This window comes from Halomonas sp. YLGW01 (assembly GCF_014840935.1).
Taxonomy (GTDB): domain Bacteria; phylum Pseudomonadota; class Gammaproteobacteria; order Pseudomonadales; family Halomonadaceae; genus Onishia.
The window spans coordinates 980,640-1,002,874 of record NZ_CP062005.1 but is presented as its reverse complement, the minus strand read 5'-3'; the positions used below and the strand labels follow the sequence as shown (position 1 = coordinate 1,002,874).

The 22,235-nt window shown below is 65.6% G+C and carries 23 protein-coding genes; 8 read left to right on the top strand and 15 right to left on the bottom strand.

Features of this window, described 5'->3' with window-relative positions; all coding sequences use genetic code 11:
* Positions 1-54: 54 nt before the first annotated feature.
* The 12 genes from cheW to IEJ03_RS04610 all read right to left on the bottom strand — a co-directional run bounded on the left by cheW (position 55) and on the right by IEJ03_RS04610 (position 11,487).
* Positions 55-549, bottom strand: a complete 495-nt coding sequence (gene cheW / locus IEJ03_RS04665; RefSeq protein WP_192036527.1) for a chemotaxis protein CheW — start codon at positions 547-549, stop codon at positions 55-57.
* Positions 546-2,690: a chemotaxis protein CheA gene (cheA, locus tag IEJ03_RS04660; RefSeq protein ID WP_192036526.1), complete on the bottom strand. Its 2,145-nt coding sequence runs from the start codon at positions 2,688-2,690 to the stop codon at positions 546-548. Before cheA ends, cheW begins: the two co-directional genes overlap by 4 nt.
* A 42-nt stretch (positions 2,691-2,732) precedes the next feature.
* A complete protein-coding gene (motB, locus tag IEJ03_RS04655) occupies positions 2,733-3,662 on the bottom strand; it encodes a flagellar motor protein MotB (RefSeq protein WP_192036525.1) in 930 nt (309 codons plus the stop codon).
* Positions 3,659-4,528, bottom strand: coding sequence for a flagellar motor stator protein MotA (gene motA, locus IEJ03_RS04650; protein ID WP_192036524.1), 870 nt, complete (start codon positions 4,526-4,528; stop codon positions 3,659-3,661). Before motA ends, motB begins: the two co-directional genes overlap by 4 nt.
* Positions 4,529-4,703: 175 nt before the next feature.
* A complete protein-coding gene (gene flhC / locus IEJ03_RS04645; RefSeq protein WP_192036523.1) occupies positions 4,704-5,288 on the bottom strand; it encodes a flagellar transcriptional regulator FlhC in 585 nt (194 codons plus the stop codon).
* Positions 5,285-5,623 carry a flagellar transcriptional regulator FlhD gene (gene flhD, locus IEJ03_RS04640; RefSeq protein WP_192036522.1) on the bottom strand — a complete coding sequence of 113 codons (339 nt, stop codon included), beginning with the start codon at positions 5,621-5,623 and terminating at the stop codon, positions 5,285-5,287. Before flhD ends, flhC begins: the two co-directional genes overlap by 4 nt.
* A gap of 298 nt (positions 5,624-5,921) precedes the next feature.
* The gene (locus tag IEJ03_RS04635) at positions 5,922-6,203 is read right to left on the bottom strand and encodes an EscU/YscU/HrcU family type III secretion system export apparatus switch protein (protein ID WP_192036521.1); all 282 of its coding nucleotides are present in this window, start codon (positions 6,201-6,203) and stop codon (positions 5,922-5,924) included.
* Entirely contained in the window at positions 6,200-7,450 is a 1,251-nt protein-coding gene (locus tag IEJ03_RS04630) for a flagellar hook-length control protein FliK (RefSeq protein ID WP_192036520.1), read from the bottom strand. Before IEJ03_RS04630 ends, IEJ03_RS04635 begins: the two co-directional genes overlap by 4 nt.
* Positions 7,447-7,854: a flagellar protein FliT gene (locus IEJ03_RS04625; RefSeq protein ID WP_192036519.1), complete on the bottom strand. Its 408-nt coding sequence runs from the start codon at positions 7,852-7,854 to the stop codon at positions 7,447-7,449. The genes IEJ03_RS04630 and IEJ03_RS04625 overlap by 4 nt, the downstream gene beginning before the upstream one ends.
* A gap of 1 nt (position 7,855) precedes the next feature.
* A complete protein-coding gene (gene fliS, locus IEJ03_RS04620) occupies positions 7,856-8,275 on the bottom strand; it encodes a flagellar export chaperone FliS (protein WP_192036518.1) in 420 nt (139 codons plus the stop codon).
* A 28-nt stretch (positions 8,276-8,303) separates the two neighbouring features.
* Complete coding sequence (fliD, locus tag IEJ03_RS04615) at positions 8,304-9,677, bottom strand: flagellar filament capping protein FliD (protein ID WP_192036517.1); 1,374 nt, start codon at positions 9,675-9,677, stop codon at positions 8,304-8,306.
* 136 nt (positions 9,678-9,813) lie between these two features.
* Positions 9,814-11,487: an HD domain-containing phosphohydrolase gene (locus tag IEJ03_RS04610; protein ID WP_192036516.1), complete on the bottom strand. Its 1,674-nt coding sequence runs from the start codon at positions 11,485-11,487 to the stop codon at positions 9,814-9,816.
* A 356-nt stretch (positions 11,488-11,843) separates the two neighbouring features.
* Here IEJ03_RS04610 and IEJ03_RS04605 point away from each other — a divergent pair, with 356 nt between their 5' ends.
* Positions 11,844-13,019: a FliC/FljB family flagellin gene (locus IEJ03_RS04605; RefSeq protein ID WP_192036515.1), complete on the top strand. Its 1,176-nt coding sequence runs from the start codon at positions 11,844-11,846 to the stop codon at positions 13,017-13,019.
* Between the two features lie 269 nt (positions 13,020-13,288).
* A complete protein-coding gene (locus tag IEJ03_RS04600; protein ID WP_242458050.1) occupies positions 13,289-13,957 on the top strand; it encodes a hypothetical protein in 669 nt (222 codons plus the stop codon).
* Between the two features lie 137 nt (positions 13,958-14,094).
* Here the strand turns inward: IEJ03_RS04600 and IEJ03_RS04595 are convergent, their stop codons facing one another.
* The gene (locus tag IEJ03_RS04595; protein ID WP_192036514.1) at positions 14,095-14,979 is read right to left on the bottom strand and encodes an OmpA family protein; all 885 of its coding nucleotides are present in this window, start codon (positions 14,977-14,979) and stop codon (positions 14,095-14,097) included.
* Entirely contained in the window at positions 14,972-15,835 is an 864-nt protein-coding gene (locus IEJ03_RS04590; RefSeq protein ID WP_192036513.1) for a MotA/TolQ/ExbB proton channel family protein, read from the bottom strand. Before IEJ03_RS04590 ends, IEJ03_RS04595 begins: the two co-directional genes overlap by 8 nt.
* Before the next feature lie 137 nt (positions 15,836-15,972).
* Between IEJ03_RS04590 and IEJ03_RS04585 the strand changes: the two genes are divergently transcribed.
* Complete coding sequence (locus IEJ03_RS04585; protein ID WP_192036512.1) at positions 15,973-16,341, top strand: flagellar protein FlaG; 369 nt, start codon at positions 15,973-15,975, stop codon at positions 16,339-16,341.
* 1 nt (position 16,342) lies between these two features.
* Here IEJ03_RS04585 and fliE read toward each other — a convergent pair whose 3' ends face one another.
* Positions 16,343-16,672: a flagellar hook-basal body complex protein FliE gene (gene fliE / locus IEJ03_RS04580; protein WP_192036511.1), complete on the bottom strand. Its 330-nt coding sequence runs from the start codon at positions 16,670-16,672 to the stop codon at positions 16,343-16,345.
* Between the two features lie 252 nt (positions 16,673-16,924).
* Here fliE and fliF point away from each other — a divergent pair, with 252 nt between their 5' ends.
* From fliF to fliJ, 5 genes are read left to right on the top strand one after another with little or no spacing between them, the layout of a single operon-like run.
* Positions 16,925-18,661 (top strand): flagellar basal-body MS-ring/collar protein FliF, encoded by a 1,737-nt coding sequence (gene fliF, locus IEJ03_RS04575; RefSeq protein ID WP_192036510.1) that lies wholly within the window; start codon positions 16,925-16,927, stop codon positions 18,659-18,661.
* Positions 18,651-19,661, top strand: a complete 1,011-nt coding sequence (gene fliG / locus IEJ03_RS04570; RefSeq protein ID WP_192036509.1) for a flagellar motor switch protein FliG — start codon at positions 18,651-18,653, stop codon at positions 19,659-19,661. Before fliF ends, fliG begins: the two co-directional genes overlap by 11 nt.
* Positions 19,654-20,391 (top strand): flagellar assembly protein FliH, encoded by a 738-nt coding sequence (locus IEJ03_RS04565; RefSeq protein ID WP_192036508.1) that lies wholly within the window; start codon positions 19,654-19,656, stop codon positions 20,389-20,391. Before fliG ends, IEJ03_RS04565 begins: the two co-directional genes overlap by 8 nt.
* Positions 20,388-21,773, top strand: coding sequence for a flagellar protein export ATPase FliI (fliI, locus tag IEJ03_RS04560; protein WP_192036507.1), 1,386 nt, complete (start codon positions 20,388-20,390; stop codon positions 21,771-21,773). The genes IEJ03_RS04565 and fliI overlap by 4 nt, the downstream gene beginning before the upstream one ends.
* Positions 21,770-22,228 (top strand): flagellar export protein FliJ, encoded by a 459-nt coding sequence (gene fliJ, locus IEJ03_RS04555; protein WP_192036506.1) that lies wholly within the window; start codon positions 21,770-21,772, stop codon positions 22,226-22,228. Before fliI ends, fliJ begins: the two co-directional genes overlap by 4 nt.
* The last annotated feature ends 7 nt before the right edge of the window (positions 22,229-22,235 follow it).

Genomic DNA, 22,235 nt, shown 5'->3' with positions numbered 1-22,235 from the left:
CCGGCGATGGCCGGGCGATCCAGGAGACGTTGCCGATGCGGCTCAGCCTCAGGCTCAGGCGCTGACGGTATCCACCAGCTGCATTTCCTCGCTGGTCAGCAGCTTGTCGATATCGACCAGCACCAGCATGCGATCCTCCAGGCTGCCGAGGCCACTCAGGTAATCCGACGACAGGGTGACACCGAACTCGGGCGCGGGCTTGATCTGCTCCGGGGTCAGGGTCATCACGTCGGAGACACCATCCACCACGATGCCGACGATACGCTCGCCGACATTGACCACGATCACCACCGTCTGGCCGCCATACTCGACGTTGTCGAGGCGGAACTTGATGCGTAGATCGACGATCGGCACGATCACGCCGCGCAGATTGGTGACCCCCTTGATGAAGTCCGGCGCATTGGCGATGCGGGTGACGTTCTCGTAGCCACGGATCTCCTGCACCTTGAGGATATCGATGGCGTACTCTTCCTCGCCCAGCGAAAACACCAGGAACTCGCGGCTATGCGCCTCGGTGGCGGCGGCGCTGGCGGCGTTCAGGTCTGTCATGATGGTTCTACCTCCTTGGCAGGCGTGGTCGGACGACGGGCGCTCTGCGCCTCTCTCTTGGTACGACTCAGGCGATGCAGGTCGGTGACATCGAGGATCAAGGCCACGCTGCCATCGCCGAGGATGGTGGCCGCGGACACGCCGGACACCTTGCGATAGTTGGTTTCCAGGTTCTTCACCACCACCTGCTGCTGACCGATCAGGTCATCGACCAGCAGCGCATAACGGCGCCCCTCCCCCTGCACGATCACGGCGATGCAAGCGGTCGGCTCGGTTTCGGCATCGGCCACATCCAGCGCCTGATGCACGGCGACCACCGGCAGGTACTCGTCGCGCACCTTCATCACCACGTCGTCGCCGGCCATGGCATAGAGGTCTTCCTGGCGCGGCTGCAGGGACTCGAGCACGGTACCGAGCGGCAGGATGAAGGTCTCGCTGCCCACCTTGATCGACATGCCGTCGAGGATCGCCAGGGTCAGCGGCAGCACGATACGGGTGGTGGTCCCCTGCCCCTGCTGCGACTTGATCTCGACATGGCCGCCCATGGCCTGGATGTTGCGCTTGACCACGTCCATGCCCACGCCACGGCCGGAGACGTCGCTGATCTGCTCCGCCGTGGAGAAGCCCGGCGCGAAGATCAGCTGCCAGACCTCGTCATCGCTCATGTTCTCGCTGGTCGGCACGCCGTTGGCTTCTGCCTTGGCCAGCAGCTTGTCGCGATTGAGCCCGGCGCCGTCGTCGATCACCTCGATCAGGATATTGCCGCCCTGATGCTGCGCCGACAGGGTCAGGCGCCCGGTGCGCGGCTTGCCCGCGGCTTCCCGCTTGTCGGGAGACTCGATGCCGTGGTCGAGGCTGTTGCGCACCAGATGCGTCAGCGGGTCGATGATGCGCTCGGTGAGGCTCTTGTCGAGTTCGGTGGACTCGCCCTCGGTGACCAGTTCCACGTCCTTGTCGAGCTTGGCGGCGAGGTCTCGGACCAGCCGCGGGAAACGGCTGAAGACGTAATCCATGGGCACCATGCGGATCGACATCACGGCTTCCTGCAGGTCCCGGGCATTGCGCTGCAGCAGGCTCATGCCATTGACCAGGGCACCGCCCTGGGCAGTCTCCATCTCGCTCACCGTCTGATCGAGCATCGACTGGGTGATGATCAGCTCACCGACCAGATTGATGATCTGATCGACCTTGTTGACCGGCACCCGAATCGAGGACTCGGCGCCGGCCTTGGGCTTGGACTTGGCGGCTGCCGGGGTCGACGGCTTGGCAGCGGGCGCGCTCGACTGTTCGGGAGCGGGCTCGGTGGCCTGGCTGGCCTCGGGCGGTGTGGCCGCTGCCGCGTTCGGGGCGGACGACCCGGACGCTTCAGGCGCCTGCGGCCCTGGCTCCGTGCTGGCCGCCTGGGCACCGGCCTCCGCTGCGCCGGCCGCCGGGTCGCCGGCCGCACGTATCTCGAGCTGCTCGGGCTCGACGATGAAGCACATCACCATCTCGATATCGTCGATGCTGGTCGAGGTCTCCAGCAGCACCTCGTAACGGCTGGCGTCCCCGCGGCGCTCGATGATCTCGCCGAAGTTCGCCAGCTCCTCGACCAAGAGCGCCCGATCCTTGTCGGCCAGCCCCAATAGGGCGATGCTCAGCCGCCCACCCGTCTCGCCATTATCCGATTCAGCCGACCCGGCCACGGACTCGGCGACGGGCTCCTCGGCAGGAGCCGCCGCCGCCTCCGGCGCTTCCTCGTCCACCTTCTGGCCCAGCTCGTCGAGGGCGAGTTGCTTCAGCGTCTGGCAGATACGCTCGAAGGCGTCCGGGTCGGGCTCGGTGCCCTGACGATAGGCATCCAGTTGGTCGTGCAGCATATCCTTGGTTTCCAAAAAGGTGTCGACGATATCGCGGCGCAGTGCAAGCTCACCATGGCGGGTGGAGTCGAGCAGGTTCTCGAGCAAATGGGTGGTGTGCTGCAGGACATCGAAACCGAAGGTACCGGCCCCGCCCTTGATCGAATGGGCCGCCCGGAAGATCGCATTCAGCTGCTCGGCATCCGGTGCGTCTACATCCAGCTCGAGCAGATGCCGCTCCATGTCGCCCAGCAGCTCCTCGGCTTCCTCGAAGAAAGTTTCATAAAAATCACTGATGTCCATGCTCGTCCCCGAACTGATCATGTAATGGGCGAATCGGGATCATTACCCGCTCAGCGTCTGGCGAACACCCTCGACAAATTCCTCTGTCGGCAAGGGGGCGTCCGGCGCTCGTCGCGCCGATGGCACGCCGATACTCTCGCCACGCCCCCCCTGGGAGCGGATGCTCTCGGCCACCTGCCGATAGAGCACCACCAGGGCGATGCGGCGGTTAATGGCATCTCCCGGCGCGCTGTCCGGCATCGGCACCTGGTCGCCCATGCCGGCCACCCGCAGGAGCTTGTCCCGCTCGAGTCCTCCCGCCACCAGCTCACGGCGTGAGGCGTTGGCGCGGTCGGTGGAGAGCTCCCAGTTGCTGTAGCCCTGCAGACCGCCGACGTACGGCACGCTGTCGGTATGGCCGCTGATGCTGACGGGGTTGGGCACCTCGTTGAGCAACGGGGCCAGGGTGCGCAGCAGGCGACGCATGTAGGAGGCGACCCGATCGCTGCCCAGCTCGAACATGGGACGCTTGTCGGTATCGACCAGCTGAATCCGCAGGCCCTCCCGGGTCATGTCGAAGCGCAGCTGATTGCGCAGCTTGCGCAGCACGGGATCGGCCTGGATGGCGTTCTCCACACTGCGGCGCAGCTCCCGCAGCCGCTGAGGCATCTCGCTGGGCCGGGTCTCGATGCGCCGGTCGATGCGCTGCCGCTGCCCCTCGGTAAAGGTCGGGTCCGGCCCCCCACCGGGAATCACGTTCTGGCTATTGGCCTGCTGCTCGCCGCCGGCGATGGCGGTGAGCAGGGGAGTATTGAAGTATTCCGCCACGCCCTGGCGCTGCTCTTGGCTGGCCGAGGACAGGATCCACATCACCAGAAACAGCGCCATCAGAGCGGTCATGAAGTCGGCGAGGGCGATCTTCCAGCTGCCGCCATGGTGGCCATGCACCACCTTCTTGCGGCGGATTATGATGGGGCGACCTTGCTCACTCATGCGCCGCCCGTGCTCTTCGATGACCGCACATGTTCCTCGAGCTCGCTGAAGCTCGGCCGCTCATCGGTATGCAGGGCCTTGCGACCGAACTCCACCGCCAGCTGAGGGGCGTAGCCGTTTAGGCTGGCCAGCAGGGTCACACGCATGCACTGCAACATTTTCACCGCTTCCTGGACCTGGCGGTCGATGCGACTGGCCAGCGGGTTGAAGAAGCCATAGCCGAGCAGGATGCCGAGGAAGGTGCCGACCAGGGCATGAGCGATCATCACCCCCATTTGGTCGGGCCCGGCATCCGCCGCGCTCAGGGCCTTCACCACCCCCATCACCGCGGCCACGATGCCGAAGGCCGGCAGGCCGTCCCCGACCTTGGCCAGGGCGTCGGCGGGAATGTGGGCCTCATGCTCGAAGGCCTCGATCTCATGCAGCATCAGCTCGTCGAGCTGGTGAGGGTCCATGCTGCCGCTGACCATCAGACGCAGGTAATCGACGATGAAGCCCATGATCATCGGGTCATTGACGACGCGCGGGTGTTCCGAGAACAACGGACTGTCTTCCGGGGAATCGATGTCACGCTCGATTCCCAGCATGCCCTCACGACGGATCTTGGTGAGCAGCTTGTACAGCACCGCCATGACTTCCATATAGGTCTGCTTGTCGTACTTGGCGGTCCGCTTGAGCTTGGAGAAACTCTTGATGGTGGCCTTCATCGCCTTGCCATTGTTGGCGGCAACGAAGGCCCCCAGGGCACCGCCGCAGATCATCAGGACCTCGGTCGGCTGATATAGCGGTCCCAACTTGCCGCCGGCCAGGGCAAACCCGCCGAAGACCGACAAGATCACGATAATGAATCCAAGGGGTATCAACACACGCGGCGTCCTTCACGTCGACGAATGACTTCTCTCTTTGCTATCGGCAACCACGCTCACGGCTTGAGGGCTTGGAAACAAAAACCCTTTCAGCCGCGCACAACGTCATTGCCCCGACCGCAAGGGCCGGGGCAATGAAGATCGAAAAAACAAGAAGAGGCCGGGACGGGCAGGTTCAGGCGGTTCCCGACGCCTTGCCAGGGCGCTTGGTGCCGGTGGTGGCAACGGTCGTCGACCGGGCGACCCGTTTGCGGGTCTTGCCAGCACGGGACGGCGGCTGACAGATGCCGCACACGAAGTCCTGTGTCGGCGTATGCGCATGGGCCACGAAACGCCCCTGGCAACTGGTGCAGCTGGCGAGCTCCAGCAGCTCGCTTTCGAAGAAGCGCACCAGGGTCCAGGCCCGAGTCAGGCCCAGCACCGGCTCGGCCTCATCCAGGTCCACCTGCTCGAGATAGAGCCGGAACGCCTTGACGAAGGCCTCCATCCGGTCGCACCCGTAATCACGGTGGAGGCGCTGATAATAGTTATAGAAGAGAGAGGAATGTACGTTAGGCAACCAGGTAATGAACCAGTCGGTCGAAAACGGCAGCATCCCCTTGGGGGGGGACATGCCACGCACTTCCTTGTAGAGCTTGATCAAGCGCCCCCGGCTGAGATCGGTCTCGGTTTCCAGTACCTGCAGGCGCGCGCCCAGCTCGATCAACTCGACCGCCATCTGCACCTGCTGCATTTCCGCCACCAGGCTTTTCTCGCTCATGCCTTAGCCCCTGACACCTGGTCACAAGAGGTCGTGGCCACTCCTGACAGCAGCATGGAAGCATGGGCATGGGTCAAGCCGTGATCCCGCCGGTGGTTCACCAGGGCCTTCAGCTGATTGGCATCACCGAGACTCATATGGCAGAGCAGCTGATTGGTGCGGGACAATTGCCCGAGCTGACGCGCCGAGAGGGAGGCGAGCAGGTCGGCCATTTCCTCATCGACCTTGAGCCGAAACATCGCCATGGCGCGATCCTCGGCCAACAAACGTTGCGCCAGCAGCAGATACGACAGGTTCATATCCTGGATTTCCTCCAGGAGCTGCTCGTTGATCATCTTTTTGTCCCCTGCGGATACTTGGCTTTTTTATAGATCGAGGCAAATGCCGACAATAACGGTCGACTTTCGTATGAGTGGCACGATCTTAATTTGTAGCTATTGTTAGTGTTTTAGGGTGAGAGTTTCAACCGTCGCCAGCCGACCGCTAGCGGACAGTTACAAACCTCAAGCAGAGGAAAAGAGGCAAGAAATAGCCTCTGAGTGAGCATTAAGCCTAATTTACTAATGAAAAATACTCACAATTAATTACATATCTAACAATTAAATTACGTTTAGATACGGGAGTCTGTCTGCCTCATGCCTCGTCCGGCGATGTCGCCACCTCCCGCACCCAGACCAACAGCTCGGCGATGACCCGATAAAGCTCGACGGGGATCGCTTCATCGATATCCAGCGTCATAAGAAGGTCCACCAACGCCGGGGCATCATGCACGAAGACTCCCTCCTGACGAGCCGCTTCGATGATCCGCTCGGCCAGATCACCATAGCCCTTGGCCACCAGTTCGGGCGCTGCATTCCCCGGGCGATAGGTCAGCGCCACGGCACGGCGCCGCCCGTTGTAAGACGCCTCGGTCATGCCGACTCCTCGTCGCCCACCTCCAGGTGCAGGTCGACGGCATCGAAGCCGCAGGCCTGCAGGCGCGAGCGCAGAATGGCCTCACCATTCTCCAGTCGCTTGAGCATCGCCTGACTCTCGGCTTCAAGCGCCACCTCCAGCCGACGCCGTGCAATCAGCAGACTCACATCCAGTCGGCCCAAGCCCGCCACCTCCAGCGTCATTTGCGACCGCCAGGCCTCTTGCCCCGCATCCTCCCGCCCCTCCCCCGAAGCCTGCTCGCCTTCCTGCCGGACAACGGCGGGGAGCTGGATGATCAGCGCCATGAACAGCCCCGACCAGACATCACCCTCCCAGCGCAATACCGGCGCCGGTGTCGAGAGCATCTCCAGCTGATGGCGCACCACCTGCTGCAAGGATTCCTCCAGGGGCTGAGAAGACGACGGCATCGCACGCTCAGTATCCATTGCCCCTGCAGGTGCTCCCGCATCGGCGCTTCGGGCCATGACAGCCCCCCCGCTCCCGACCGTCGACGCTTGAGCCGCCCCGGCCTCGACGGACGATGCCGACGGCCCGCTCCGTCCAGGCTGGACAGCCGGGCCGGATTCAACCACCGGCGGAGAGGAGACATGCCGCGTGCCTGAATGACCGTTTTCGACCGGTGCCGCCCCCCCCGTCGACACCGGCCTCGGTGAGATCACGGGCGACAGCGGAGTGGAGGATGGTGCCGCCGGTGTCAGCGACTGGAGGCCGGGGACCACCCCGCCTCGCTGCATCTGCGGCTCAAGCATCAACTGCTGAAGCGAGAAGGCGCCCCGCTGCCAGCGCGCCAGATGAGATTCATAGAAGAGCCCACTGGCATCGATGCTCTGGCGGAGTCGCGCGGCCAGCTGAGCGGGGGTGGCGCCCGAGTCGGCGGGCATCAAGGGTTCCCGCACCCGCAGGGTGGCGGGCGGGGCCGGAAACTGGTCGAGAACGCTGGCGATGGTCTGAGCTGAGGCGCTGAAATGCACTTGCGCAGAGGGCTTAGCGGCCGCGCCAGGCATCGGCGAAGGCGCCAGAGCATCACGACTCTGCTGCCCTTGGGCCGGCGCCAGGAGCGCGCGCTGACGCGGCTCCAGTCGCGAATCGCTGTGCAAGGCCTGGACGGCGTCTCCCGGGCTGGTAGGCTGCACCGGCGCATTGAGCTCCCGTGGCACAGGCACATCGGCACGTTTGCCCAGCACCTGATGGAGCAGGGTGTCGAGAATCGGCGTGATGCCGCTCACGAACGTCCCTGCGTGAACCGTGACTCGCGCTCGAGCACCCGAGAGTCCTCCTGAGCCCGATAGGCGCGGCCCACCTGACGCTTCTTCTCGCCGGAGACGATCAGACGCCCGAGCTCATCGCGCCGCTCGATCAGGCGCCTGCGCACCTCCATGCTCTGCTCGAGCACCTGCTCGAGCAGCTGCGCCTTGCGCGCACGACCTTCGTCATCGAGGGCGACATCGGCCTCGAAGCGTGCCAGGCGCTCCACGTCGAGAAGGTAGCGGGACTCCTCGTCGACCAGCGCCGTCCATTCCTTGGCATTGGCCAGGCTAAGCATCCGCGAGGTCCGGCGCAACAGCGCCTCGTGGCCGGCGATCACGATGGCCTGGGGGGAATGTTGCCGCGACACTTGTGTATCCGCCATATCAACTCTCGCTCGCGCCGCCGCCGACCTGGCGCCAGGCGGAACCGATGTCGTCGAGCAGCTTAGCCGCCCGATCCAGGCTCGCCGGATCGTTGTCACGGTTGGCGGCCCTGAGCAAGCGCACGACATAATCGTAGAGGCTGGCCAGATTCTCGGCCACCTCGCCGCCCTGTTCGCGGTCGAGCGCCGCCAGCAGGCCGTTGTTGACGATGTCCATGGCCTTGGAGATGGCCAGCCCTTTCTCGGCGATGTTGCCGTCCTCAAGGTGGATGCGTGCCTTGCGAATCGACGCCTGGGCGCCGTCGAAGAGCATCACGATCAACTGGTGAGGGCTGGCGGCCATCACGCCGCTCTCGACGCCCACTCTGGCATAGGCACCAGCACCTCGGGCGTAGGTCGCCGCGCCCCGCATGGAATTCATGATCACATCCTCACTGTCTGTCTAAGGGTTAGGTCGACTTGCCGGACTTGCCGCCGGCCTGGGCACTCAGGACGTCGAACTGCTGGGAAAGGTATTCGCTGGTGGAATTCATGTTGGCCACCATGCCGTCGAGCTCGGAGAACTCCTTGCGGTATCGCTCGAGGGTCGCATTGATGCTTTCCTCGGTGCGCGCATGGCTCTTGTCGAGACTGCGAATGCTCTGATCCAGGCCATCGATGGCATTTCCCATCAGACCATTGCGATCCAGCATCCGCTCCAGGGTGACATCCAGCTGGCCGATGATGCCGCCCTCCTCGCTATCACCGGCGAAGAATTCCGCCAAGCGGGTGACGTCGTCGGCCACCACCTCATCAAGTCGCGCCGGGTCGAGCTTCAGGGTGCCATCGAGCTGCAGCGAGACGCCGACATCCGAGAGCATGCGCAGCTCACCTTGGCCTTCGCCGACACCATTGCTCATGGCATTGCGAATGCGCGATTCGGCGGTCCGCAGGGTGCTGTCGCCCAGCAGCTCGCCGGCCTCCCCGGTCTCCTGATTGAAACTCGACATCTGGCCGATCTGGCCCTGCATACGGTTGTAGGCATCCACGAAACTCTTGATGGCCTTCTGGATGCCATCGCGGTCGCGACTGACCTCGACGCTGGCCTCGCCGGCTTCCATCAAGTTGAGCGTCAGGCCGTCGATCGCCTTGTCGACCCGATTGGTCTGGCTTTCGATGGCCACGCCGTTGACGTTCAGCCGCGCATTCTGGGCCGACACCTCGGTGGCGGGATCGAAGGCCAGACCGCTGGACAGGGCACCGCTCACCGACAGGCCGGCCACCGCACTGTCGGTCCCGGTCGTCTGCGCCGACAGCACCAGACGATGAGGCGTGCTCCCGCCATCGTTGACGATGGAGGCCCGAATGTCCGCATCCAGGTCGTTGATGGCGTCCCGCACCCGCATGAGCGAGCTTTCCCCCTCCCCGACCTCAACCTCGAGCGTCTCGCCACCGCCCAGGGTCATGCTCAGGCGCCCCGCGCCCAGCGGGGTCTTCTGGTCCGCGACCCCATGACTGGCCACGCTGAAGGCCTTCGCCTGTTGGCTGACCTCGATGCGATAGCTGCCGGCATTCGCCTCGCTGGTCGCCGCCGCGGTCAGGGCGGAGCCGGAGACCTCGCTCTTGACGGCCTGAAAGAGCTCCGCATCATTCAGCGCCCCCGCCGCCTCCTTGAACTGGGCAAGCGAGGCCTCGAGACTGCCGTAGGCGGAAATCTTCGTCTCGTAACTCTTCTTCTGCTCGGCGATCGGCTTGAGTTTCTCGCGCTCGGCCTCCTCCAGCTGATCGAGCAGGCTGTTGAGGTCAAGTCCGGAGCCTATTCCCAGAGATGTGATCGTCGACATGATGTCCCCTTGCTGATGCGAGCCATTGTGACGCTCTCCTTGGATTGGCGAGGAGCCGAATAGCTTCTGATTTCATGGGCAATCCCGATCATCGGCGGGATTGCCCACAACTTGAGGCGAGGCCCCGTGCATTGAGTCAGGGGAGCGGGACGCGAAGCGTCTCGACGGGCCGACCCAGCCGGGCGAGCTCGGCCGCCTCGAGGCGCTCCCCCATCTCCCGGTGCGGCAGAGCCACTGCATCCGTCAGCCATACCCTGCGAATCGCCCCCTGATCATCGAGACTCAGCACCCAGCCGAGATGCCCCGAGGCGAAGCGCACCAGACTCCCCACCGGCATCACGCCGAAATGCCTCACATAGCGCTTCACCCAGGTCTGATCGAAGCGACCGGGATGGCTGAGCAGATGGCGATAGATCGCCTCCAGAGTCCAGCCCTCGCGATCGCTGCGCGCTCGCCCCATGGCATCGACCACATCCACCACCCCCATCGCCCGGCTCAGCTCATGCAGCCGGTCACCGGCCAGTCCCTCGGGATAGCCACTGCCGTCCAGGCGCTCGTTGGCCCCCGTCACCACCGCTCGCGTGACCGCCTCGGATAACCAGCCACACCCCGCCAGGCGCTCGTGAATCCAGCCCACATGCGCCTGGATGGCGCGGTACTGGTCATCGTCCAGCTGGCGCGCTTGGCGCAGCTCCTCTGGCAACAGGGCCTTGCCAAGGTCATGCACCATGGCACTGGCGACCAGGGCCTTGCGCACCTCCTGAGGCATGCGCTGGCGACCAACGAGATCGGCCAGCCGAATGGCCACGTTCAGGCCGTGGTGGACCAGCGATGACGTTGGGGGCAGACAGGCCGAGGCGAACAACAGCGCCTCCCTGTCTTCGTCGAGAAGCGCCAGCAGTCGATCCGCCTGCCGAGACAGGGCCTGAGCCTCGACACCTCGCCCCTGTTTCAGGGCCAGCAACTGGCTGTCGAGATAGCCGGACAGGCGCGCCAGGCGCTGCGTCATCGGCGTGGCATAGGAGACCGCCTCATGACCGTCTGCTGGCTGGCCGGGACGAGGCTTGAACAGCGCCGAGGGGGCGCGGGGATGAGCATCCTCCTCCTCATAGCGAGCGGCTTCCCGTTCGATCTCGCGCACGAAGTACCACAACTCTCGCTCCTGCTGGGCATTACGCGGCCCAAACTGGAAGCCGGCCTGAATGAGCTGGCGCTCGACCAGCGGGCGGTCATGGCGCAGAGTGGCATTGATCGCGAAATGGGTCCCATCGGGAAACACCATTTCCAGGGTCAGCAGTGCAGTATCGGCGGCCAGCTGCGACGCCGCCGCCAGCGGCAGCTCCACCTGGGCACCATCGACCGACAGGTTGCGCAACCAACCCTTCAACCCCCCACCCTGCAGCGTGACGGCCACCTCCATGTTCAGGCGCAGCTCGGCGCGAAAGCTGTCACGCCGCTGCAGAACCTCCATGGCATCGGGATAGGCGACAGCACACTCGAGTCGCCCCTCGACCTCGCGACACTCACTCACCACCAGCGGAGGTGTACGCAGCATCTTGCCCGGCGCCTGACCGAGCAGCCGAAACGCCTCGCCACGCTTGAGCCTACCTGCCACCTCGCGGATGGCCGAAATATCCAGCTTCAACCACTCGCCCGGCACCATGTCGGCCACCAGCACCGGCAAGGGGTGCTGATGCTCCCCCTGCTCTAACTGCAAGGAGGCGCCGCCGGCCTGCATCAGGCAATCCAGCAGCTCCTGGCACTCACGAAAGGACTCGACGGGGGTAAAAGCATCGCTTGCTGGCGCCATCCTGGCCTCACTGAATAGGAACAAATCGACGGTCGGGGATCAGGGTCCATCCGCCCATCCACCGACGTATTTTCCCCCTATCGGCCGACGGGCTCGCCTTCTTGAGCGCCTCGCCTGATCACCTCGCGGCGACGGACGACACGACGGAACCCAAGCGACGGCGGGCTCTCACGCCCTCGCCATCGCGACTGCCCCCGCTGTACCAGCATTGCAGAAAAAAACATCCGGCACCCTAAAGCTACGACGACGATCGCCGACATTAGTCATAACGGCCCACGGCGCCGTTGCGGCATGCCCCACTTCATCGAGAACCGGGGCGCGCCAATGGAGCCCTCAACGAGATAAAGGAACATCACATGTCAGTGATCAATACCAACATTACCGCCATGGTCGGCCAGCAGAACCTGAGCAAGTCCGAGGCCGCCCTGGGCACCTCAATGGAGCGCCTGTCCTCCGGCCTGCGTATCAACAGCGCCAAGGACGACGCCGCGGGCCAGGCCATCGCCAACCGCATGTCCAGCCAGGTGACCGGTCTGTCCCAGGCCCAGCGCAACGCCAACGACGGCATCTCCGTTGCCCAGACCGCCGAAGGCGCCCTGAACCAGGTCAACGACAACCTGCAGCGTGTCCGTGAACTGACCGTCCAGGCGCAGAACGGCACCAACAGCCAGGACGATCTCGCCTCCATCCAGGACGAGATCAACCAGCGCCTCTCCGAGATCGACCGCATCTCCGAAGAGACCAGCTTCAATGGCACCGACGTCCTGGCCTCAGACCAGACCGTGGACATCCAGGTCGGCTCCGCCGATGGCCAGACCATCTCCATCGACCTGGCCAAGACCAACTCCGAGGCCCTGGACCTGGCCGGCTTCAGCGTCACCGGTCCGCAGGGCGCGACCACTGCGGCCACTACGGCACAGGTCGAGAACAACACAGGCTTCGAGAATGTCACTGGAGCCAATGTCAAGGCCTTCACCGGCGACGACCTGGGCATCGCCAACGAGAACGTGAAAGGCTCCAGCACCCTGGTGGCCGACGAAGAAGGCAACATGTTTGCCAAGGTCACCATCAACAGCTCCGGCCTGAGCAGCGAAGACCGCGCCAAGCTGGAAGATGAAGGCCTGAACATCGACCCGACCAGCAGCGGCCAGGTCTTCCATGTCGCCCTCGACGACAACGATGCCAGCATCAGCGAAGGCGTGGTCACCTACGACGCCACCGAAGGTGCCGACGTTTCCAGCCTGACATCTGCCCGCGCCGGCGACCCGCTGGCGAGCCTCGACTCGGCCATCAAGCAGGTCGACAACCAGCGCTCCGACCTGGGTGCGATCCAGAACCGCTTCGATTCCGCGATCACCAACCTGGAAACCACCGAGACCAACCTCACCGCGGCCCGCTCGCGCATCGAAGATGCCGACTACGCCGACGAGGTCTCCGACATGACCCGCGCCCAGATCCTGCAGCAGGCCGGCACCTCCGTCCTGGCCCAGGCCAACCAGGTCCCGCAGAACGTGCTGTCGCTGCTGGGTTAATCCCCACCCACGACACCATCGAGAAGGGCGGCCCATGGGCCGCCCTTTTTCTTGCCTCTGCTCGCTCCCGCCCCCTAAGGCCACGCCCCCTTCTTCCCAGCCAGCCCTAAGCCGCAAAAACCCCTAACTTCACCCTCCTTTTCAGGCGCTTGACCGCTCAAGGCGCGAATCGTCTCGCCGATAGCTCAGATGGAGCCTCAGCGCTCGCCGGCCTCTCAGCACACCACTGGCAGCCGGTCTTCGACAAGAACATAACAAGGGGAACTGACATGAAACGACTGATCACCACCGGCATGGCGCTGGCCCTGACCGGCCTCGCCGCGGGCAGCGCCCAGGCCTATGACCGCACCACCCTGGCCGCGGTGGCTGGCACCACCGGCTTCGGCGCCGAGCTGTCCTACCGGATGAATGGCTACCTGGGGGTCACCGCCAGCTATACCGACAACCTCGACTACGAGGGCGATTACGACACCGACGACGTCCACTACGAGGGCGACCTGGGCATCGGCGCCAGCGCCCTCAAGCTCAACCTCTACCCCTTCGCGGGTCGCTTCTACCTCACCGCCGGCGCCATGCTGCCGGACATGGAGGCCGACGTCACCGGCACCTCCAACCAGTCCGGCGACTTCGAGTTCGACGGCAACACCTACAACGCCAGCAGCGTGGGCGAGCTGCAGGGCAAGCTGACCATCGCCGACGGGGTTCAGCCCTATCTAGGCATGGGCTGGCGCAGCTCCCATCGCAGCGGATTCGGCATCTTCGGCGAGTTCGGCGTCATGAGCACCGACGTCGAGGTGGAGCTGGACGCCACCGGCCCCATCGCCGGCAGCCCGGCCTTCGAGAGGGATGCCCGCGCCGAGGAGCGCCGCCTCGAGGAGGAAGCCGAGGACTTCGAGTACTACCCGATCGCCATGCTCGGCATCAGCTACACCTTCTGATCGCGCCGCACAGAAAAACGCCCCGGCCGCTGTGAGACCGGGGCGTTTTTCATTGTGCGAATTCATCATCGTCGAATCATCGAGAGGCACGCGCCAACGACACGACCGGCACACCACGCGCCCGCCTTTGATCCAGGCTAGAGGTGCACGATCACCTCGACCCGACGGTTGGCGGCGCGCCCCTCCGCGCTCGTGTTGTCGGCCAGCGGCCGGGTATCGGCGTAACCGATGGCGCGCAACCGCGAGGCCTCGATGCCCGCCGCCTGAAGCTCACGCAGGATCGCCGTGGCGCGCGCCGTCGACAGCTCCCAGTTGGAAGGATAGCGGGGCGTGGCAATATCCCGATCATCGGTATGCCCCTCCACCGAGACGGTGCCGTCATAGCGAGCGACGAGCTCGACCAGGCGCTCGACCATTGCCTGCCCCTGCGGGGTCAGGGCCGCATCCGCCGACTCGAAGGCCAGGCGATCCTGGATGCGCAGGTTGATGCCCTCTTCGACGCGAGACACCTCGACGTCCTCCAGCGAGGGCAGCAGCGGCGCCACCTCGAGCTGCTCGGCCAACGCCTGCCCGAGGGTGTCGGCCGCTGCCAGCGCCTGAGGATCCAGGCGCCGCGCCCTGTCCGGCGCGGCCTCGGTCACCAGGATCGAGACCTCCTCGAGGCTCTCCAGGTCCAGTCGCTCGGCGAGCAGCACCGATGGCATCGGCGGCGCCTCGAGGGCCGCCTGGAGCGCCAGGGGACCACTGACATCCACCCGTGGCCCGGGCATGGCAGACGCGCCCGGCATGCCGCCGGCCACCCCGAGCGCCACCACCAGGGCCTCGGGGGTGAGAAGCTCCTCGTTGGCGACGTCCTCCTCCCGGTCAGAAGTCGCGGTTACCGACAGCAGCAAGGCGAACAGGGCCACCAGCAGGGTCATGATATCGATGTAGCTGAGCATCCAGATCCCGCTGCCATCGTCCTGAGAGTCCGGCGCCAGGACCTGCTCCCGACGCTGACGCAGGCGGCGATGATCAGGCATGCCGCCGCCCCCTTGTCAGGCGTCGCTTCAGATGCTTGAACGGTGTGCCACCTCGCGCTGCCCCGTCGACCTCGCTCGACTCGGGGGCATCACGCAGCTCGTCGCGATGGTGGACCATGAAGGACTTGAGCGTCTCCTCGATGAACGAGGGCAGGCGGCGCCGCGACATCAGCGAGACTCCCTCCAGCACCATGTTCATGGCGATCAACCGCTCCTCGGTGCGACGCTCGAGTTTCACGGCGATCGGCTTGAATACCAGGTTGGCCAGCACGATGCCATAGAAGGTGGTCAGCAGGGCCACCGCCATGCGCTCACCGATGGCGCCGATATCGGCCGCCGACAGCCCCTCGAGCATGTTCACCAGCCCCACCAGGGTACCGATCATGCCGAAGGCCGGCGCATAGAGCGCCATGGTGCGAAAGATCTGCGCCTCGGCGCGCTCTCGTGCCTTGAGCCGGGAGATACGCCAGTGCAGCAGGTCGATGATTTCCTCTTCCTTGGTGTTGTCGATCACCAGCTGAACCCCGGTGCGCAGGAAGGGATTACGTACCTCCTCGAGGCGCTGCTCCACGTCGCGCACATGGCCGGAGAACCACAGCTTGGCGAGCCCCACCAATTCCTCGAGGTCCTCGTCGAGATAGCGACGCTCGCGGCGAAAGACCAGACCGACCAGCCGTACTACCCGCACCACCTCCCGCAGCGGATAGCTGATGAAGGTCGCCGCCAGGGTGCCTGTCAGCACGATGGCGAGCCCCGGCAGGTTGAGAAAGCTGGCGGGCGCCTCGGCACTCAACAGCAGCACACTGGCCAGCATCAGAAGGCTGGTGACGATACCGATCAGGGTGGAGGGATTCATTCGTCAAGGGTTCCACTTGGTTCAGGTGAGCAGGGCCACAGCCCCCGGGAAAGAGCCTGGCCGACCCTAAAGTCATCGCCGGGCCGGCCGATAGAAAACCTGCAGGTACTCTTCACGTCTTGTCAGGGAAGACCGCCATGACCGCGCCGATCGGCGAGACCCATGCTTCATCCGGCTCCTCGATGCTCAAGGAGCTGACGCCCCGTCAGCGGGTCGACACCATGCTGGCGCAGCTGCCCCCCGCTGGCGGCACCCTGGCTCAGGCCATCCATGCGCCCCCCGCCGCGTCCCGGGCGGACCTGGTGGCGCCGATCCAGCGCATCAATCAGGTGATGCGTCAGCATGGTGTCGAATTCGAGCTCGACTCACACACCTCCCGAGTGGTCACCCGTATCGTCGACCGAGCCAACGGCGAGACGATCCGCCAGATCCCCTCCGAGGAGGTGCTGCGCATCGCCGCGCGACTGGATGCCCTGCAGGGGCGGCTGATCGAGATCGAGGTCTGAATCAGACCTGCATGTTCATGACGTCCTTGTAGGCGGTTACCAGGCGATTGCGCACCTGAACCCCCATCTGGAAGGCCACGCTGGCCTTCTGCATGTCGACCATCACGTCATTGAGGGCGACATCGGGGTCACCGGCCTGGAAGGCACGAGCCTTGCTCGCCGAGGCCTGCTGGAGGCGATTGATGCGCTGAACAGAGGCATGCAGCTCGTCGGCGAAGCCGCCCTGACCGACGGCGGTGGAAAGCTGCGTCCCCTTCTGCGCCTGCCCGCTGGCCTGGCTGGCCAGGGTCTGCATCTGCTGAAGGGCCGATTGGATCGGGGGAGCACTCATGAATGCGTCCTCGCCTGGGAAGTAGAATGGGAGCAAGCCTAGCAGCTGCGCCCCCTTTCGCATGCGACCAAATGGGGAGGAAACAACCGGCTTTTCGGTCCTTTAGGGTTGCCGAGGCTACGGATAATAACGTCCATTCAAAGTACCGCCCAGGCGGGGCGGCCCACCGCGATGAACGGATTATGCAATGCCTTCAGCACGACTCCCTGAGCCTGCCATGACACGCTTCGCTGCCGGTCGCCGGGGGCTTTCATGAGCAATGGGGCCTCGGCCACCGACACCCCTCGCCCTGCTTCCGCAGCAGGCAGCGAAGGCCGTGCCCCTGCCACGGGCATGGCCACGCGGCTCAAGGAACAGCTGCAGGAAAATCCGCTGATTCCGCTGCTGCTGGTCGCCGCGGCGGTCATCGCCCTCGTGCTGGCCATGCTGATGTGGGCCCGCGGCGCCGACTACCGGGTCCTCTACAGCAACCTCAGTGAGGCCGATGGCGGACGCATCATCCAGGAACTCGACGCCCGCGCGATCCCCTATGAATTCGGCGCCGGCGGCCAGACGCTGCTGGTCCCCGAGGACCGAGTTCATAGCCTGCGCCTGCAACTGGCCGAACAGGGTCTCCCTCAGGGGGGCAATGTCGGCTTTGAACTGATGGACAACCAGGCCTTCGGGGTCAGCCAGTTCGCCGAGCAGGTCAACTTCCAGCGCGGGCTCGAGGGCGAGCTGGCGAGCTCCATGGAGTCCCTCGGCCCGGTGGCGCGGGCACGGGTGCATCTGGCCATGGCCAAGCCCTCGGTGTTCGTGCGCGAGCAGGAGCCGGCCAAGGCCTCGGTGGTGCTGACCCTGCAGGCCGGCCGTGTGCTCGGCGAGGGGCAGGTCAGCGCGATCATGCACATGGTCTCGAGCAGCGTGCCGGACCTGGCGACCGAGAACGTCACCGTGGTGGACCAGAACGGTCGCCTGCTGTCGCGCCCGGGGGGTACCGGCGACCTCAACGGCACTCAGCTCGACTACATCGCCGAGGTCGAACGTTCCTACCAGCGGCGCATCGAGAACATCCTGTCGCCGATCCTCGGCGCCGGCAACGTCCATGCCCAGGTGGCCGCCCAGGTCGACTTCTCGCGCCGCGAGGAGACCGCCGAACGCTACACCCCGAACCAGGACCCTAACCAGGCGGCGGTGCGCAGCCTCCAGCAGAGCGGCACCTACCGCGGGGGCGAGGCATTGGCCGAGGGCGTCCCCGGCGCCCTGAGCAACACCCCGCCCGGGGTCGCGCCCTCTCCCATCAATCAGGCCGAGGGCGCCGATGATGAGGCCGCCGAGGCACCGGCCAGCCGCCTGACCCAGGACAACGTGGTCAACTACGAGGTGGATCGCAACGTCGCCCATATTCAGCATCAGCGCGGCCAGGTGGAGCGCCTGACCGTTGCGGTGGTGGTCAACTACCGGGAGACCCGCAACGCCGAGGGCGTGGTGGAGCGCGTCCCCCTGGAGGCCGCCGAGATCGATCAGATCGAACGCCTGGTGCGCCAGTCGATGGGCTATTCCGAGGCCCGGGGCGATGCCATCGAGGTGGTCAACAGCCGTTTCGCGCCTACCGCCCGCGACGACCTCGCCCTCGAATGGTGGCAGCAGCCGGATCTCCAGCAGCTGGCCTTCCGCCTGGGCCGCTACCTGATGGTCGGCCTCGCGGCCCTGCTCCTATACCTGCTGCTGCTGCGTCCGCTGATCAAGCGCCATACGCAACCGGCGTTGCCGGCGGCCACACCGGAGCGCATCAACGCCACCGTCGGCGACGACGAGGACGAGACAACCTCGACAAACGACGGCGAGACTCAGGGCGACGAGGAGGGCGCGACCTATACCGCCACGCGTCGCCGCAACAAGGCATCGGCCTATGAACGCAACCTCGAGGAGCTGCGCGAGATGGCACTCGAGGACCCGCGCCTGGTAGCGATGATCGTCCGCGGCTGGATGAACGACCATGAAAAGTAACAGCACCCAGAAGATGAGCGGCGCGCGTCGCAGCGCCATCCTGCTGCTGTCCCTCGACGAGGACAGTGCCGCCGAGGTCTTCAAGTACCTCTCCTCCCGCGAGGTCGAAGACCTGAGTCAGGAGATGGCCAACCTGGGCCAGGTCTCCCACGAGGACATGCGCCTAGTACTCGACGACTTTCAGAGGGAGGCCGACGAGTTCAGCGCCATCAACCTCAACTCCAGCGATCATATCCGCTCGGTGCTGACCAAGGCGCTGGGCAGCGAACGCGCCACCGGCCTGATCGAGGACCTGCTGGAGAACAACGGCCCCACCTCCGGCATCGACGCGCTCAACCTGATGGAGGCCTCACTGGTCAGCGAGATGATCCGCGAGGAACATCCGCAGATCATCGCCACCATCCTGATCCACCTGGAACGCCCCCAGGCAGCCAATGTCCTGGAGCACTTCGACGACCGCCTGCGCAACGATGTGGTGCTGCGCATCGCGACCTTCAACGGGGTCCAGCCGGCGGCCCTGCAGGAACTCACCGAGGTGCTGGGCAACATGCTCGACGGTCAGAACCTCAAGCGCAGCAAGATGGGCGGCGCGAGGACAGCGGCCGAGATTCTCAACCTGATGAACTCCAATCAGGAAGAGGTCGTCATCGAGAACGTCCGTGCCCACAACGAGGATCTGGCCCAGAAGATCATCGACGAGATGTTCCTGTTCGAGAACCTGGAGGAGATCGACGACCGCGGCATTCAGATGGTGCTCAAGGAGATCGAGACCAACTCCCTGGTGGTGGCATTGAAGGGGGCGCCGGATTCGCTGATGGAGAAGTTCCTGCGAAACATGTCCCAGCGTGCCGCCCAGCTGCTGCGCGAGGACATGGAGGCCCGCGGCCCGGTGCGCGTCTCCCAGGTCGAGACCGAGCAGAAGGCCATCCTGCAGGTCGTGAGGCGTCTCGCCGACAGCGGCGAGATCGTGCTGGCCGGCGGCGAGGACAGCTATGTCTGAGCATTCCCGGGACGATACCCAGAGCTGGCGCCGCTGGCAGATGGAGGACTTGCAGGACCAGCCGTTGGCCCAGGGGGAGCAGCAGGCCCGTCAGGCCCGCATCCGTCGTCAGGCCATGAAGCGCCAGGCCGAGCTCGAGGCCGAGCGCCGCCAGGCCCGCGAGGCCGCTCGCGCCGAGGGCCATGCCGAAGGCCTCGAGCAGGGTCGCCAGACCGGCTATGCCGAGGGCCTGGAAGAGGGTCGCCGCGCCGGCGAAGCGGAGCTGCAACGCCGCGCCGACCAGGCCCTGGCACCGCTGCTGGGCCTGGCGCAACAGTTCGGCCAGGGCCTCGAGCGCCTCGACGAGGACATCGCCGATGCCCTGGTTCACCTCGCGCTGGCCACCGGCCGCCAGCTTGCCGGCGAGGCCCTGGACGCCCGGCCGGAGCAGATCCTGACGCTGCTGCGCGAGCTGCTGCACGTCGAGCCGGCACTGACCGGCCAGCCGCGACTGTGGCTGCATCCCGATGACCTGGCGCTGGTCGACGACCGGCTCGGCGAGGAGTTCACCGCCGCCGGCTGGTCGCTGCAGCCCGATGATCAGCTCAGTCGCGGCGGCTGTCGCGTCACCAGCCAGAGCGGCGAGCTGGATGCCAGCTGGGAGAGCCGCTGCCAGGCAGTCATGGCGCAGGTGCGACAGCGTCATGCCCGTCATGACGCCTCGGACGACGATCAGGCAGACGGGCCATGAGCGAGCCGCTCGCCAACCCGCATGTGGCCCGCTGGTCCCGGGCTCTGGAGGGCGTGCGCACCCGCATCGAGGCACTGCCCGATTATCGGGCCAGCGGCCGCATCATCCGCGCCACCGGCCTGGTACTCGAGGCCGTGGGCCTCAAGGTGCCGCTGGGCAGTGCCTGTCGCATCGAACTGGCCGGCGGCAACGCCTCTCCAGGCCTCGCGGAGGCCGAGGTCGTGGGTTTCGCCGGCGAGCGGCTCTTCCTGATGCCGCTGGCCGAGATCAGCGGCCTGACGCCGGGGGCACGCGTCTTTCCGCTGGGCGACGATCAGTCCCACAGCGCCCGCCGCTTCCCCCTAGGCGATGCCTTGCTGGGGCGGGTGGTCGATGGCAATGGCCGCCCCCTGGACGACCGCGCCTCCCTCGACGATGCGCCTCACGCCCCCCTGGCCACGGCGCCTCTCAACCCACTGTCCCGGGCCCCCATCGAGCACCAGATCGATGTCGGCATCCGCGCCATCAATGCCCTGCTCAGCGTCGGCCGCGGCCAGCGCATGGGGCTCTTTGCCGGCTCGGGCGTCGGCAAGTCGGTGCTGCTCGGCATGATGGCCCGCTACACCCAGGCCGACGTCATCGTGGTGGGCCTGATCGGCGAGCGCGGCCGGGAGGTGCAAGACTTCATCGACAACATCCTCGGCCCGGAAGGGCGCCAGCGCTCGGTGGTGGTCGCCGCCCCGGCCGACACCTCGCCGCTACAGCGTCTGCAGGGCGCCGCCTATGCGACGCGGCTCGCCGAGGGCTTTCGCGACCAGGGACGTCACGTGCTGCTGATCATGGATTCGCTGACCCGCTACGCCATGGCGCAACGCGAGATCGCCCTGGCCATCGGCGAACCCCCGGCCACCAAGGGCTACCCGGCCTCGGTCTTCGCCAAGCTGCCGGGGCTGGTCGAGCGAGCCGGCAACGGGCGACGCGGCGGCGGGTCGGTCACCGCCTTCTACACGGTGCTGACCGAAGGCGACGATCCGCAGGACCCCATCGCCGATGCGGCGCGGGCGATCCTGGATGGCCATGTGGTGCTGTCGCGCGCCCTGGCCGAGGCCGGGCACTACCCGGCGATCGACATCGAGGCCTCGATCAGTCGCGCCATGACCGCCATCACCGAGCCCCCCCAGCAGCGCCAGGCCCGCCGGTTCAAGCAGCTGTTCTCCCGCTATCAGCGTAACCGTGACCTGATCAGCGTCGGTGCCTACAGCCCGGGCCACGACCCCCAGCTCGATCAGGCGGTGCAGCTTTATCCGCGCCTCGAAGGCTTCCTGCAGCAGCAGGTCGGCGAACGGGCCGACGTGGTCCATGCCCGCCAGGCCATGGCGGCCCTGATCGGAGCCCTGTCATGACCGGATCACGCCCTCTGGAAACCCTGGCCCAGCTCGCCAAGGACGCTCGCGATGCCGCCAGTCAGGCCCTGGCCAGCGAGCGCCGCGGGGAACAGCAGGCCGCCCGACAGGTCGAGACCCTGCGACAATACCGCCTCGAATATGCTCACCGCCTGCAACAGGCCATGCACGGCGGCATCGACCCGGCCAGCCTGCACAACTATCAGCAGTTTCTGGCATCGCTGGATACTGCCATCGACCGGGCTCACCAGGCCCAGTGCGAACGCACCAGCCGCGTCGAGAGCTGCCAGCGCCAATGGCAACAGCAGCAGCGGCGCCTGTCGTCCTATGACACGCTCCATGAACGTCGCCAGGCCGAGGCCCAGCGCGAAGCCCAGCGGCGCGAACAGCGCCACAACGACGAACTGAGCGCCAATTGTCTGGCGCGCCGCCCGCCGGATCATCGGATTCGCTAGGAGATCG

Bases quoted from the DNA above. Each gene is read 5' to 3' on its own strand.
- IEJ03_RS04595 (WP_192036514.1), bottom strand. From the start codon at position 14,979: ATGCCTGATCATCGCCGCCTGCGTCAGCGTCGGGAGCAGGTCCTGGCG.
- cheW (WP_192036527.1), bottom strand. From the start codon at position 549: ATGACAGACCTGAACGCCGCCAGCGCCGCCGCCACCGAGGCGCATAGC.
- fliD (WP_192036517.1), bottom strand. From the start codon at position 9,677: ATGTCGACGATCACATCTCTGGGAATAGGCTCCGGACTTGACCTCAAC.
- flhD (WP_192036522.1), bottom strand. From the start codon at position 5,623: ATGATCAACGAGCAGCTCCTGGAGGAAATCCAGGATATGAACCTGTCG.
- flhC (WP_192036523.1), bottom strand. From the start codon at position 5,288: ATGAGCGAGAAAAGCCTGGTGGCGGAAATGCAGCAGGTGCAGATGGCG.
- fliG (WP_192036509.1), top strand. From the start codon at position 18,651: ATGAAAAGTAACAGCACCCAGAAGATGAGCGGCGCGCGTCGCAGCGCC.
- fliJ (WP_192036506.1), top strand. From the start codon at position 21,770: ATGACCGGATCACGCCCTCTGGAAACCCTGGCCCAGCTCGCCAAGGAC.
- fliF (WP_192036510.1), top strand. From the start codon at position 16,925: ATGAGCAATGGGGCCTCGGCCACCGACACCCCTCGCCCTGCTTCCGCA.
- IEJ03_RS04625 (WP_192036519.1), bottom strand. From the start codon at position 7,854: ATGGCGGATACACAAGTGTCGCGGCAACATTCCCCCCAGGCCATCGTG.
- IEJ03_RS04605 (WP_192036515.1), top strand. From the start codon at position 11,844: ATGTCAGTGATCAATACCAACATTACCGCCATGGTCGGCCAGCAGAAC.
- IEJ03_RS04590 (WP_192036513.1), bottom strand. From the start codon at position 15,835: ATGAATCCCTCCACCCTGATCGGTATCGTCACCAGCCTTCTGATGCTG.
- fliI (WP_192036507.1), top strand. From the start codon at position 20,388: ATGAGCGAGCCGCTCGCCAACCCGCATGTGGCCCGCTGGTCCCGGGCT.
- IEJ03_RS04610 (WP_192036516.1), bottom strand. From the start codon at position 11,487: ATGGCGCCAGCAAGCGATGCTTTTACCCCCGTCGAGTCCTTTCGTGAG.
- IEJ03_RS04600 (WP_242458050.1), top strand. From the start codon at position 13,289: ATGAAACGACTGATCACCACCGGCATGGCGCTGGCCCTGACCGGCCTC.
- IEJ03_RS04585 (WP_192036512.1), top strand. From the start codon at position 15,973: ATGACCGCGCCGATCGGCGAGACCCATGCTTCATCCGGCTCCTCGATG.
- cheA (WP_192036526.1), bottom strand. From the start codon at position 2,690: ATGGACATCAGTGATTTTTATGAAACTTTCTTCGAGGAAGCCGAGGAG.
- fliS (WP_192036518.1), bottom strand. From the start codon at position 8,275: ATGAATTCCATGCGGGGCGCGGCGACCTACGCCCGAGGTGCTGGTGCC.
- IEJ03_RS04635 (WP_192036521.1), bottom strand. From the start codon at position 6,203: ATGACCGAGGCGTCTTACAACGGGCGGCGCCGTGCCGTGGCGCTGACC.
- fliE (WP_192036511.1), bottom strand. From the start codon at position 16,672: ATGAGTGCTCCCCCGATCCAATCGGCCCTTCAGCAGATGCAGACCCTG.
- motB (WP_192036525.1), bottom strand. From the start codon at position 3,662: ATGAGTGAGCAAGGTCGCCCCATCATAATCCGCCGCAAGAAGGTGGTG.
- IEJ03_RS04565 (WP_192036508.1), top strand. From the start codon at position 19,654: ATGTCTGAGCATTCCCGGGACGATACCCAGAGCTGGCGCCGCTGGCAG.